The 13,266-nt window shown below is 65.3% G+C and carries 7 protein-coding genes; 4 read left to right on the forward strand and 3 right to left on the reverse strand.

Annotation, left to right across the window (positions count from 1 at the left end; translation table 11 throughout):
* Positions 1 to 19: 19 nt before the first annotated feature.
* Positions 20 to 1,432, reverse strand: coding sequence for an aryl-sulfate sulfotransferase (locus IY145_RS21840; RefSeq protein WP_196410115.1), 1,413 nt, complete (start codon positions 1,430 to 1,432; stop codon positions 20 to 22).
* 293 nt (positions 1,433 to 1,725) lie between these two features.
* Here IY145_RS21840 and ribA point away from each other — a divergent pair, with 293 nt between their 5' ends.
* The 4 genes from ribA to IY145_RS21860 all read left to right on the forward strand — a co-directional run bounded on the left by ribA (position 1,726) and on the right by IY145_RS21860 (position 10,566).
* On the forward strand, positions 1,726 to 2,832 hold the full coding sequence (ribA, locus tag IY145_RS21845) for a GTP cyclohydrolase II RibA (RefSeq protein WP_312030624.1): 1,107 nt from the start codon (positions 1,726 to 1,728) through the stop codon (positions 2,830 to 2,832).
* A 157-nt stretch (positions 2,833 to 2,989) separates the two neighbouring features.
* Positions 2,990 to 4,246: an efflux RND transporter periplasmic adaptor subunit gene (locus IY145_RS21850; RefSeq protein WP_246722149.1), complete on the forward strand. Its 1,257-nt coding sequence runs from the start codon at positions 2,990 to 2,992 to the stop codon at positions 4,244 to 4,246.
* A gap of 24 nt (positions 4,247 to 4,270) precedes the next feature.
* Positions 4,271 to 7,372: an efflux RND transporter permease subunit gene (locus tag IY145_RS21855; RefSeq protein WP_196410117.1), complete on the forward strand. Its 3,102-nt coding sequence runs from the start codon at positions 4,271 to 4,273 to the stop codon at positions 7,370 to 7,372.
* Positions 7,369 to 10,566 carry an efflux RND transporter permease subunit gene (locus IY145_RS21860; protein ID WP_196410118.1) on the forward strand — a complete coding sequence of 1,066 codons (3,198 nt, stop codon included), beginning with the start codon at positions 7,369 to 7,371 and terminating at the stop codon, positions 10,564 to 10,566. Before IY145_RS21855 ends, IY145_RS21860 begins: the two co-directional genes overlap by 4 nt.
* Before the next feature lie 13 nt (positions 10,567 to 10,579).
* Here the strand turns inward: IY145_RS21860 and IY145_RS21865 are convergent, their stop codons facing one another.
* Positions 10,580 to 11,365 (reverse strand): sulfite exporter TauE/SafE family protein, encoded by a 786-nt coding sequence (locus IY145_RS21865; protein ID WP_196410119.1) that lies wholly within the window; start codon positions 11,363 to 11,365, stop codon positions 10,580 to 10,582.
* A gap of 10 nt (positions 11,366 to 11,375) precedes the next feature.
* Positions 11,376 to 13,070 (reverse strand): bifunctional protein tyrosine phosphatase family protein/NAD(P)/FAD-dependent oxidoreductase, encoded by a 1,695-nt coding sequence (locus IY145_RS21870; protein ID WP_196410120.1) that lies wholly within the window; start codon positions 13,068 to 13,070, stop codon positions 11,376 to 11,378.
* Positions 13,071 to 13,266: the final 196 nt, after the last annotated feature.

A 13,266-nucleotide genomic window follows, 5' to 3' on the forward strand; every position in this document is an offset into this window, starting at 1 on the left:
GCGCTTACTCGAAAGATTACTACTTGGACGTCAGGCGAAAGCCGGCGTTCTCCGGCGGCGCGACCGCCGTCTCGGCATGCGGCGTTCCCTCCGGCGCCCAATCATAGGGAACCGGCTGTGCGCGATAGACGCTGTAATTGAGCGTCGGCCGCCCGGTCTCGGCGTCCTTGCCGCGCCGCGGATAGGGATTGAGATATTCCCAGACGATGTCGCCCTCCGGCGTCACCTGGAAGAAGCGACCGATCTGGCCTTCGTCGATGAACGTATTGCCGTTGGGCAGACGCCGCGCATTGCTGATATGCGTGCTGCGGAAGGTCCAGCCGGGATTGCCGGAGCTCGCGCCCGTATATTGCCAGACGATCTGCTTGGAGACGGGATCGATCTCCAGCACGCGCGAGCCGCCCGTGTATGTGACGGAAGCGCGCGGATAGCCGGCCTCGCCCTGATTGTCGAAGACGAGCAGATTGCCGGCGCCGGGCAGCCCCTTGGGAATGATCTGCGCGTCATGCTGGCCGGATATCTGATCGACGGGCCGCGGAACCTTGCGTGAGGTCGTCGATCCATCCTCCGACACGGGCGGGAAATGCGGACCGAGCGTCCAGACGATCTTGCGCGTCTTACGGTCGATGATGGCGATGAAATTGCCGTTGCGCGAGTCGAAGATCAGATTGTCCGGCGCAAAGCGCGTATCGCCCTCGTCATACCAATGATTGGGGCCGACCGGCTTCAGATCATTGACATGGAGATAGTCCGGATTCTTCGAGCCCTTGATCAGCTTCAATTCGTCGGCCGTGAAGCCGATCTCGTCGAGATGATCCGAGGCCGCCCATGTCCAGACGATCTCGCCATCGGGATTGACCTCATAAGCGACGTCGTCGAGCACTTGCGGCGCGGCGAAGCCGGGCAGCGGATAGGAGATATTGGCGAGCAGCAGCGTATTGCCATTGGGCAGGCGTGAAATGTCGTGATGCTGCCGCGCGACGCCGCCCGGCGCCGCGGAACCGAAGCTCCACACCGGCTTGCCGTCCCAATCGACCTCGCCGACGCTCTTGCGCACGCGGGTCTGAACGCGGCCGGGGGTGAGATCGGTTCCCCTGCCCTCCACGCTCTCCAGCGTGACGAAGATGTGACCGCGCGCGCCGTCCGCCAGCGCCGGATCGATGAAGGCGACCGGCTGCCCCGTATATTTCCATTCGCGCGCGACCTTGCCGGTGAGATCGACGAGCCTCGACACATCGTCGCCGCCGGCGAACAGCACATAGGAATTATAGGCGCGCGCGGGGTCGTAGATCGTCGTTCCTGTCGGATAGACGCTCGGCTCCGCCGATGCGCAGACCGTCGCCGCCGAGACCAGAACGGCCGTGCAGGCGGCGCGCGAAAAAGACGTGTCGAGAAGGGCTTCGATCGAAAAGCGATGCGTCGTGCCGGCCATCGGACGCTCCCGTCTTGCTGCGATGCGCCATTATATTCACACTTATCAGCTATGATAAATAGCAAAGTGCTCGAGTTCTACACATAAGAATGAATTTGCCCGCGGCGCCGTGACGAGAGATGCGAATTGTCGGACAAACTTAGAAATCGAGGGCGTCCTTCCACATCTACGCGTCTTTTGCGCGGCGCGGCGCGCGACGCCCATGAATGCCGTCAGACCCGAAAAATTGCACTTGTTGGATCGGATAGAAAAACTATATCTGTCGAGCTTCTGCAGAGAGCGCCGGAGGCTTTGTGACAGTTTCATCCTTGCGACCCGGTCTTCGCGACGCGCCGGGCGAGATCGACGTCGAGCGCGCCATCGCCGAAATCCGCGCCGGCCGGCCGATTATTCTCCATGACGCCTTGGAGCGCATCGTCGCTCTGGCCTGCGAGGCGCTCGACGCCGATCTCAGCGAGAGATTTGCGCTGTTGGCGCCAGGCGGAACGCGGCTCGCCCTAGCGGCTCCCCGGCTGCGACGCCTCGGCGCGCAGCGACGCGACGCCGGCGCAGTGACGCTGCCCGTCGCGGACGCCGCGCGGGCGCATGCGCTCGCCTTCGATGCGAACGCCCGCCTCGACGCTCCGGCCACCGCTCTCTCGCCGCTCGAGGAGGGCGCGCTGGAATTGATGCGGCTCGCGCAGGTGCTTCCGGCGGCGATCGTCGCCCGTGCCGATGGCGCCGAAGCCGTATTCGCGAGCCCGCTCGGTGTCGCGCTCGCGCATATCGCCTCCTATCGCCCCGCCCGCCTCGCCTCTCTGCGCATCGTCGCGCGCGCGCCGGTGCCGCTCGAGGGCGCGTGCGATAGCGAATTCATCGTCTTCCGCGGCGGCGAAGGCTTGCGCGACCAGGTCGCGATCATCATCGGCGCGCCGGATTTCTCGCTGCCGGTCAATGTGCGCCTGCATTCGGCCTGCCTCACCGGCGATCTCTTCGGCAGCCTCAAATGCGATTGCGGCGACCAATTGCGCTATACGGCGCGCTTCATGGCCGAGAATGGCGGCGGCGTGCTGCTCTATCTCGATCAGGAAGGGCGCGGCAACGGCCTCGCCAACAAGATCCGCGCCTATGATCTCCAGGCGCGCGGCTTCGACACTTACGACGCCGATGAGTCGCTCGGATTCGACAATGATCAGCGCCGTTTCGCCTTCGCCGCCGAAATGCTGAAGGCGCTCGGCGCGCAGCGGGTGCTGATCCTCACCAATAATCCCGAGAAGATCGCCGCGCTGATGCAGGCGGGCCTCGAAGTGGTCGCCGATCAGCGCATTCAGGGACGAAAAAACACCCATAATGTCCGTTATTTGGCCGCCAAGCGCGACAAGGCCGGACATCTCATCGATCTCGATCGCGCCCCCGCCTGACGCCGAAGCAAAAGACTGTGCGGCCCGCGCCGAATAGATTGATTATTCCTATATTCCATATATTCTTTATCATCAACTCGGCGGCCCGGCCGGCGATTTGAGGGCGTGAGCGGCGCGCGCCTCTGTCCGAATGCGATTCTCGCGGAGTGTCGACCGAATGAGTTCCGATCTGACTGAAGCCGTCCCTCCTTCGATCGGAGCGGCGAGACGCTTCCTGCCGCGTCGGAACATCTCACGGTGGATCGTCGTCGCTATCGTCGGCGCAGTGGCGATCGGCCTGTGGCGCTATCGCTCGGGCGAGACGCCGGCGCTTCCCGCGACTGGCCGCGGCCCGGCGACCGCCGTCGCCGCGGCGGAGATCCTGCGCGGCGATTTTCCGGTCGTCTTCTCCGGCCTCGGAACGGTGACCGCCTCGGCGACGTCGGTCGTGAAGCCGCAGGTCTCCGGACCGCTGGTGGAAGTGAAATATAAGGAGGGACAGACGGTCAAGGCCGGCGACATTCTCGCCCGCATCGACCCGCGGCCCTTCGATCTCGCCGTCGCGCAGGCGGAGGCCCAGCTCCAGAAGGACGAGTCGCTGCTGCAGAACGCCGAGCGCGACCTCGCCCGCTACGAGCTGTTGCGCATCAAGGTCAAGGACGGCGTCTCCGGCCAGCAGATCGACACGCAGCGCGCGCTCATCGGCCAATATCGCGCCGCCGTCGAAATGGACCGCGCGCAGGTCGGCCAGGCGAAATTGAATTTGAGCTACGCCAATATAGCGGCGCCCATCGACGGCCGCATCGGCCTGCGCCTCGTCGACACCGGCAATATCGTGCAGACCAATGATCAGACCGGCATAGCGGTGGTGACGCGGCTCTCGCCGATCACGGTGATCTTCACCCTGCCCGAGGTGAAACTACAGAGCGTGCTCAAACGCTTCCGCTCCGGCGAGGCGCTCGATGTCGTCGCCTACGACCACGAGCATTCGCAAGCGCTGGCGCATGGCGTCCTCTATGCGATCGACAATCAGATCGACGCGACCTCCGGCACGGTGAAGCTGCGCGCCGAATTCGCCAATGAGGACGAGAAGCTCTACCCCAATCAATTCGTCAACGCCGAATTGACCGTGGAGACGCTGCTCAATGTCGTGCTCGCGCCCACGCCGGCGATCCAGCGCGGCGCCAAGGGCCCCTTCGTCTTTGTGCTGGAGACCGACGACAAGGTCGCCGTGCGTCCGGTGCGGCTGGGGCCGAGCGACGGCGAACATGCGGTCATCGAGTCCGGCCTTGCGCCCGGTCAGCGCGTCGTCGTGGAAGGCGTCGACAAGCTCCGCGACGGCGCCAAGATCACGCTCGCCTCCGGGCCCGGCTCCGAGAAAAAAGCTCCGCCGGCGGAGGGTCGACGCCCGCCGGAAAAAGCCGCCGCGCCCTGACCGAACAAAAATGAGCGCAGCACAATGAGCGCCGTCGATATCTCGCGCCCCTTCATCGAGCGCCCCGTCGCCACCACTCTGCTGATGGCGGCGATCTTCCTCGCCGGCGCGATCGGCTTTCGCCTCCTGCCCGTCTCGGCGCTGCCGCAGATCGACTATCCGACGATCGAGGTACGCACCTTCTATCCCGGCGCCAGCCCGGAGGTGATGGCGGCGACGATCACCGCGCCGCTCGAGCGCCAGCTCGGACAAATGCCCGGCCTCACGCAGATCGCCTCGACGAGCTCCGGCGGAGCCTCGATCATCACGCTGCAATTCAGCTTGAAGCTCTCGCTGGATTTCGCCGAGCAGCAGGTGCAGGCGGCGATCAACGCCGCGCAGAGCTTTCTGCCGACCGACCTGCCGGCGCCGCCGATCTACGCCAAGATCAATCCCGCCGACGCGCCGGTTCTCACCCTGGCGCTGCGCTCCAAGACGCTGCCGCTGACCGAGGTGCAGGATCTCGCCGACAGCCGCATCGCGCAGAAGATATCGCAGCTCTCGGGCGTCGGCCTCGTCAGCGTCTCCGGCGGCAATCGCCCCGCGGTGGTGGTGCGCGCCAATCCGTCCAAGCTCGCCGCCCATGCGCTGTCGCTCGAGGATTTGCGCGCCGTCATCTCCAACGCCAACGTCAATCTGCCCAAAGGCAATATAGACGGCCGCACGCAGCAATTCGCCATAGACGCCAACGATCAGCTCCGTAACGCCAAGGATTACGAAGGCCTCGTCGTCGCCTATCGCAATGGCGGCCCGGTTCGCCTCTCCGACGTCGCCGAAGTGACGCAGGGCGCCGAAAATCGCGAGCTCGGCGCCTGGACCGATCTCGAGCCGGCGATCATCGTCAATGTGCAGCGCCAACCGGGCGCCAATGTCATCGCCGTCGTCGATCAGATCAAAGCGCTGCTGCCGGCGCTCTCCGCCTCCCTGCCCGCCGCCGTCGATCTCGCCATCCTCACCGATCGCACCACGGCGATCCGCGCCTCCATTCACGATGTCGAAATGGAGCTGCTCTTCTCGATAGCGCTCGTCGTCGCGGTGATCTTCCTCTTTCTGCGCAGCCCGCGCGCGACGATCATTCCGAGCATCGCCGTGCCGCTCTCGCTCGTCGGCGCGCTGGCGGCGATGTATCTGCTCGGCTATAGCCTGAACAATCTCACCTTGATGGCGCTCACCATCGCCACCGGATTCGTCGTCGACGACGCCATTGTGATGATCGAGAACATCTCCCGCTATATCGAGAAGGGCGAGACGCCGCTCTCTGCCGCGCTCATCGGCGCGCGCGAGATCGGCTTCACCATCGTCTCGCTGACGATTTCGCTCATCGCCGTGCTCATCCCGCTGCTGTTCATGAGCGATGTCGTCGGGCGGCTGTTCCGTGAATTCGCTGTGACGCTCGCCGTCACCATCGTGATCTCCGCGGTCGTGTCGCTGACGCTGGCGCCCATGCTCGCCGCCAAGCTGCTGCGCGCGCAGGACATGCATTCTCACGAAGCGAAAGCGGGCAAAGGCTGGTTCGACCGGCTGATCGACGCCTATGGCGCGACGCTGCGCTTCGTCCTCGCCCATTCGCGGGCGACGCTCGTGAGCTTCGTCGCGACTCTGGCGCTCACCGGCGCGCTCTACGCCGCCATCGGCAAAGGCTTCTTCCCGGTGCAAGACACGGGGCTCGTGCAGGGATTCTTCGAAGGCGAGCAATCGCTGAATTACGAGGCGATGACGCGCAAGCAACTCGGCCTCGTCGAATTGCTGCTCGCCGATCCCGCCGTCGCCAGCGTCTCCTCCTATCTCGGCGTCGACGGCGTCAATCGCACGCTCAACAGTGGTCGCCTGCTCATCGCGCTGAAGCCAAAATCCGAGCGCGACTCCATCGCCGCCGTCACACGTCGCCTGCAGGACGCCGCGCGCGCCCACGCCATCGGCTCGCTGTTCCTGCAGCCAGCGCAAGACCTCTCCATCGACGCCGGCGTCTCCCGCGGCGAATATCATTTCGCTCTCCAGGACGCCAATCCGGCCGAGCTCTCCGTCTACTCCCGCCGCCTCGTCGACAAATTGTCCGCCCTCCCCGAATTTCGCGACGTGTCCAGCAGCGCACAGGACGGCGGACGCGCGCTCTTCGTCGAGATCGATCGCGACGCCGCCGCGCGCTACGGCATTTCCGTCGCGACGATCGACAATATCCTCTATGACGCATTCGGCCAGCGCATCGTTTCGACGCTGTTCACCCAAACCAATCAATATCGCGTCATATTGGAGACGGCGAGGCGCTCGACTTCCGGCCTCGAGACTCTCGCCGGCCTGCGCATCCCCGCCAATGGCGGGCAGGAGACGCCGCTCGCCTCCATAGTGAAGATCAAAGAGACCGCCGCGCCGCTCTCCATCGACCATCTCGCGCAATTTCCCGCGACGACGATCTCTTTCAATCTCGCGCCGGGCGCCTCACTCGGCGCCGCCATGGAGGCGCTGGCCGTCGCCCAGGCGGCGATACCGACTCCGGCGAGCGTCATCACCGTCTTTCAGGGCGCGACGCAAGCGTTCAACTCTTCGTCGGTGAGCACGCTGCTGCTGATCCTCGCCGCGATCGTCACCGTCTATATCGTGCTCGGCGTGCTCTATGAGAGCTACATTCATCCGGTGACGATCCTCTCGACGCTGCCCTCGGCCGGCATAGGCGCGCTGCTCGCTCTGATGCTCGCCGGCGACGACTTCGGCGTCATCGGCGTCATCGGCGTCATTCTCCTCATCGGCATCGTGAAGAAAAACGCCATCATGATGATCGACTTCGCGCTGCAGGCCGAGCGCGACGACGGCCTCGCCCCGCGCGAAGCCATCTACAAAGCCTGCATATTGCGCTTCCGCCCGATATTGATGACGACGCTCGCGGCGCTGCTCGGCGCGCTGCCCTTGATGCTCGGCTCCGGCGAAGGCGCGGAGCTGCGCCAGCCGCTCGGCGTCGCCATCGTCGGCGGACTGATCTTCAGCCAGATACTCACCCTCTATACGACGCCGGTCATCTATCTCGCTTTCGACGGCTGGGCGAAATCCCTGCGCCCGCGGCCAGCGCAAGTCGCGGCGCGGGAGGCCGCATGAGCCTCACAGCGACGGCGATCGCGCGTCCGGTCGCGACGAGCCTGTTGATGCTCGGCGTCGTGCTCGCGGGCGTCTCCGCCTTTTTCCTGCTGCCGACGGCGCCCGTCCCCAATATCGATTTTCCGGTGATCTCCGTCTCCGCCTCCATGCCCGGCGCGAGCCCCGAGACGATGGCCGCCTCTGTGGCGACGCCGCTCGAGAAAAAGCTCGGGCAGATCGCCGGCGTGACCGAGATGACCTCGTCGAGCTCGCTCGGCTCGACGCGCATCTCGCTGCAATTCGATCTCGACCGCAACATAGACGGCGCGCAGCGCGACATACAGGCGGCGATCGCCGCCGCACGCGCCGATCTGCCAGCGGCGCTGCGCAATAATCCGACCTTCCGCACCTCCAATCCTTCGGAAGTGCCGGTGGCGATCATCGCGCTCTTCTCGGAGCGGATGAGCTCCGGCCAGCTCTACGAAATCGCCGCCAATGTGCTGCAGCAGAAATTCGCACAGCTCGACGGCGTCGGCCAGGTCGGCGTCGGCGGCTCCTCGCTCCCGGCCGTGCGGGTGGAGCTCAATCCGCCGGCGCTGTTCGAGCACGGCGTCTCGCTGGAGGATGTGCGCGCGGCGCTCGCCTCCGCCAATTACAACAGCCCCAAAGGCGCGATCGACGTGGGCGACAGCCGCCTGACGCTCTACGCCAACGACCAGTCGCGGCGGGCCGCCGATTATGAAGGCCTTGTCGTCGCCTATCGCAATGGCGCGACAGTCCGGCTGCGCGACATCGCCTCCGTCGTCGATTCGGTGGAGGATCTGCGCAATTTCGGCATGAGCAGCGGCCGCACCGCCGTGCAGGTGCAGATATTCCGCCAACCGGGCGCGAATTTCGTCGAAGTGCTCGATCGCATCGTAGGGCTGATGCAGCCGCTCGCCGCGGCGCTGCCGGCCGATGTCGAAATGCGCCTCGTGCAGGACCGCACGCTGACGATCCGCGCCTCGTTGCACGAGATCGGCCTCACGCTCATCGTCACGATATTTCTCGCGATCTTCATCGTCTATCTGTCGCTGAAGGATGCGCGAGCGACCATCGCGCCGAGCGTCTGCGTGCCGGTCTCGCTCATCGGCGCCTTCGGCGCCATGTATCTCCTCGACTACAGCCTCAATAATCTATCGCTGATGGCGCTCACCATCGCCACCGGATTCATCGTCGACGACGCCATCGTCGTGGTCGAGAATGTCATGCGTCGCATAGAGGCGGGCGAGGCGGCGCGCGCGGCGGCGATCGACGGCGCGCGCGAAGTGGCGCCGACGCTCGTCTCGATGAGCCTTTCGCTGCTCGCCGTCTTCCTGCCCATTCTGTTCATGGGCGGAATCGTCGGCCGGCTGATGCGCGAATTCGCCGTGACGCTGTCCGTCGCGATCCTCGTCTCGCTCGCGCTCTCGGTGACGGCGACGCCTATGCTGTGCTCGCGCGTCCTGCGCGATCATTGCGGTCCGCCGCGCTTCTTCCTGCTGCGCTGGAGCGAGCGCGGCTTTGCGGCGCTGCATGGCTTCTATGTCCGCACGCTGGACGTCGCGCTGCATTTTCCGCGCGTCACGCTCGGCGTGCTGCTCGCGACCATGGCGCTCAATTTCTACCTGTTCGATTGCGTGCCCAAGGGCTTCTTCCCGATTCAGGATTCGGGGCGCATGCGCGGCTATATCGTCGCGGATCAGAGCGTCTCCTTCCCAGTGATGAAGGAAAAGCTCCAGCAATTCGTCGCCATTCTCTCCGCGGATCCGGGCATTTCCTCGGCGACGGGCAGCATAGGCGGCGGCTTCAGCCCCGGCGGCGCGATCAATGTCGCCGAGCTGCTCGTGACCTTGAAGCCGCTCGCCGAGCGCAAGGCCTCGGCCGATGCGATCATGGCGCGGCTGCGGCCGAAATTGGCGCGCGTCAGCGGCGCGAACATGTTCCTGCAATCCTCGCAGGACATTCGCATGGGCGGGCGGCCGAGCAACGCAATGTTCCAATATACGCTGCTCGCGGACGATCTCGAGGATTTGCGTCTCTATGCGCCGCGCATCGTCGACATTCTGCGCCGCGGCGGCGCGCTGCTCGACGTGAGCTCGGATCAGCAGGACAAGGGCCTGCGCAGCGATGTCGTCATCGACCGCGTGAAAGCCTCCCGCCTCGGCCTCACCACCAGCGCGGTCGACAATACGCTCTATGACGCCTTCGGACAGCGGCAGGTGTCGACGATCTATGAGCCGCTCAACCAATATCATGTGGTGATGGAGGCGGCGCCGAAATATCGCGACACGCTCGCCGCGCTCGATAATCTCTACATCGGCGCCAATCCGCGCGTGGCGAGCCGCGTCTTTTCCGCGCGCGATCTCGGCAGTCCGGGCAGCGCGGTCAACACCGCCGCCCAGCCCATGATTCCGGTCTCGTCCTTCGCGAAATTCACCGAGGGCGTGACGCCCTTGCAGGTCAATCACCAAGGCCATTTTGCGGCGATCACCATCTCCTTCAATCTGGCGGACGGAAAATCGCTGCGCGACGCCGCCGAAGCGATAAAGGACGCGATGGCGAAGGCCGGCGCGCCGGCGACGCTGCAAGGCGTCTTCGCCGGAACCGCCGCCGGCTATCAGGAAGCGCTCGCCAATCAGCCGATCATGATCGCCGCCGCTCTGGCCGCGGTCTATATCGTTCTCGGCATTCTCTATGAGAGCTTCCTGCATCCGCTGACGATTCTCTCGACTTTGCCATCGGCCGGCGTCGGAGCCTTTCTCGCTCTGCTCGGATGCGGAACGGAGCTCAGCATCATCGCCATGATCGGCGTGCTGCTGCTGATCGGCGTCGTGAAGAAGAACGCCATCATACTCGTCGATTTCGCGCTCGACGCATCGCGTCGGCGCGGCCTGTCGTCGAAGGAGGCGATCCGCGAGGCCTGCGTCGCGCGCTTCCGCCCCATTCTCATCACCACGCTCGTCGCGCTGTTCGGCGCGCTGCCGCTGGCGCTCGGCGCCGGAGAAGGCGCGGAGATGCGCCGTCCGCTCGGCATCGCCATCGTCGGCGGCCTGCTGGTGAGCCAGATTTTGACGCTCTATACGACGCCGGTCGTGTTTCTCTATATAGACGCGCTGCGGTCGCGCATGGGTTCCGCTCGCCTCGCGCTCGGCCGACGAAAGCCGGCGGGAGCGCGAGCCCCGGCGATGCGCTGAGCAGGCTTCTGCGCTATTTCGTAAGCAGCTGCGAATTGAACAGCGTATAGGCGGCGACGGCGAAGACGACGATCGCGAAAGCGATGGCGAGCTGGCCGGTCTTCTGCGACAGGCGCCGCGCCAATACGGTGCCCATCAAAGTCCCCGCGGCGCCGCTGCCGATGACGATGAAGGCGAGCAGCCAATCGATGAGGCCGGAGACCGCATAGGTCACCGCCGTCGTCAGGCCGAAGACGGTGACCGCGACCAGCGACGTGCCGACGGCGTTGATCATCGGCATTCCCGTCGAGCCGACGAGTCCAGGCACGACGAGCACGCCGCCGCCTATGCCGAAAAAGCCCGAGAATAATCCCGTGACGAGTCCGAAGGAGGCGACGCGCGGCGCCCGCTCCAATGTGCATTCGACGGCGGCGTCGCCGGCCGCGCCGCGTCCGCGCAGCATCATCACGCCGGTCCCGATCATCGCCAGAGCAAAGAGAAACAACAGGCGCTGCCCATCGAAATTCTTGCCGATCGTCGAGCCGACCACGGCGCCGAGCATTCCCGCTGCGGCGTAAATGCCGCCGCAGCGCCATTTCACCGAGCCGGTGCGCGCATGGTTCCACAGGCTGAAGGCCGCGTTGACGGCGACTGCGAAAGCGCTGGTGCCGATCGCTACATGCGGATCCTTCACGCCGACGACATAGACCAGCAGCGGCACGGCGAGTACCGAGCCGCCGCCGCCGATGAGGCCTAGCGTGAATCCGATCGCCGCGCCGCAGCCGGTGCCGATCAGATATTGAACGAGCTCGAGATGCACCTTGCCCTCGTCATTCTGCGGGCTGCTGCTCGCATTTTTCGATCATATGCGGCTTGCACAGCCATTCCTGGCCTTTGAGCATCGCGCGCCAATAGATCGGCGGCAGCAGACGCTCCTTGAGGAACCAGGCGGCGCGCGACGGCCGCGCGCCATCGATCAGCCATTTGGGGAAGCTCGGCAGCAGCCTGCCGCCATAGCCGAATTCGGCGAGCACGATCTTGCCGCGCTCCACGGTGAGCGGACAGGAGCCATAGCCGTCATAGCCGACATGCGGCGCCTTGCCGTCGAGCACGGAGAGCACATTGATGGCGACGACAGGCGCCTGCTTGCGCGCAGCGGCGGCCGTCTTGGCGTTGGTCGTGGCGATCGCATCGCCGAGCGCGAAGACATTGGCGTAACGCGTGTGACGCAAGGTTTCCGGATCAACGGCGATGAAGCCGGTCTCGGCGGCGAGCGGACTTTTCGCGACGAAATCCGGCGCGCGCTGCGGCGGCACGGCGTGCAGCATGGCGAAATCGCGCTGGACGCGCGTAACGACGCCGTCCGGCCCTTTCTGCTCGAAGGTTGCGATTTTCGCGGGGCCGTCGACAGCGACGAGCTTGGACTCGAGGCGCAGCTCTATGGCATAGAGCTTCACATATTCCATCAGCGCCGGCACATAGGCGGGCACGCCGAACAGCACGGCGCCGGCGTTGTGGAACTCGACCTCTATGTTCGCGAGCGCGCCGGCGCGCCGCCATGCGTCGCAGGAGAGATACATGGCCTTTTGCGGCGCGCCCGCGCATTTGATCGGAATGGGCGGCTGCGTGAACAGCGCGCGGCCGCCGCGCAGAGTCTGCGCGAGGAAATGCGTGTAGGGCGCGAGATCGGCGCGATAATTGGAGGTGACGCCATTCTTGCCGAGCGTCTCGACGAGGCCCGGAATCGCGTCCCAATCGAGCTTTATGCCCGGCGAGGCGACGAGCGCGCGATAGCGCAGCCGCGAGCCATCGTCGAGAACGACCTCATCGGATTCGGGCGCGAATTCGGCGACGGATTTCTTGATCCAGACGGCCTTGTCCGGAATGACCGACGCCATGGGACGCTTCGTCACTTCCGGCTCGAACACGCCGGCGCCGACGAGGGTGAAGCCGGGCTGATAATAGTGAAATTCGGCCGGCTCGACGATGGCGATGGAGAGCGACGGCCGACGCTTCAACAGGCTCGCCGCCGCAGCGACGCCGCCGCTGCCGCCGCCGACGATGACGACATCATAGGAGCCCGGACCGCGATCTCCGGCCGGCGCGCCGCCGCGCGCGACGATGCGCGCTTTCCACGGCTCGAGATCGACGGCGGCCTCTTTCGCGGCGGCAAGAACCGTCTCGGCGCCGAGCGGCAAGGCCTGAGCGAGCGCCCAGAGCGCGCTCGCGCGGCGGCCGGTCTTGCAATAGCCGAGCGTAGGGCCGCCCGCGGTCGCGAGAGCTGCCGCGAAATCGGCGACGGCGACGTCGTCTATATTGGACGGCGTCACCGGCACGTGCTTCGCCGCGACGCCGTGCTTCGCAGCCCATTCGGCGACGTCGCGAAAATTCGGCTGGCCTTGCTCTTCATCGTCGGGACGACAGTCGATGACGAGACGAAACCCCTCGCGCGCGGCGCGCTCGACATCGACCTCGGTAATCTGCGGCGACGCGGAGAAAGCGGACGATAATTTCGTGAAGCTCATGACGGATCGTTCCTCGTTTTTCTCGCGGCGTTTGGCGCGGAAGTCGATCGATGATCCTCGCGCTCATGCCGAGAGGTCGCGAAGAGTCTGTCTTGAAAGCGCGCGGGCGAGCTCCTGAAGGCGCATGACGCTTCCCTCATCCTTCGAGGCGGGCCCTCCCAGGATGAGGGAAGCTTCGGCCAGCCGTCCTGGAGCC

This window comes from Methylosinus sp. H3A, from assembly GCF_015709455.1.
Lineage (GTDB): Bacteria > Pseudomonadota > Alphaproteobacteria > Rhizobiales > Beijerinckiaceae > Methylosinus.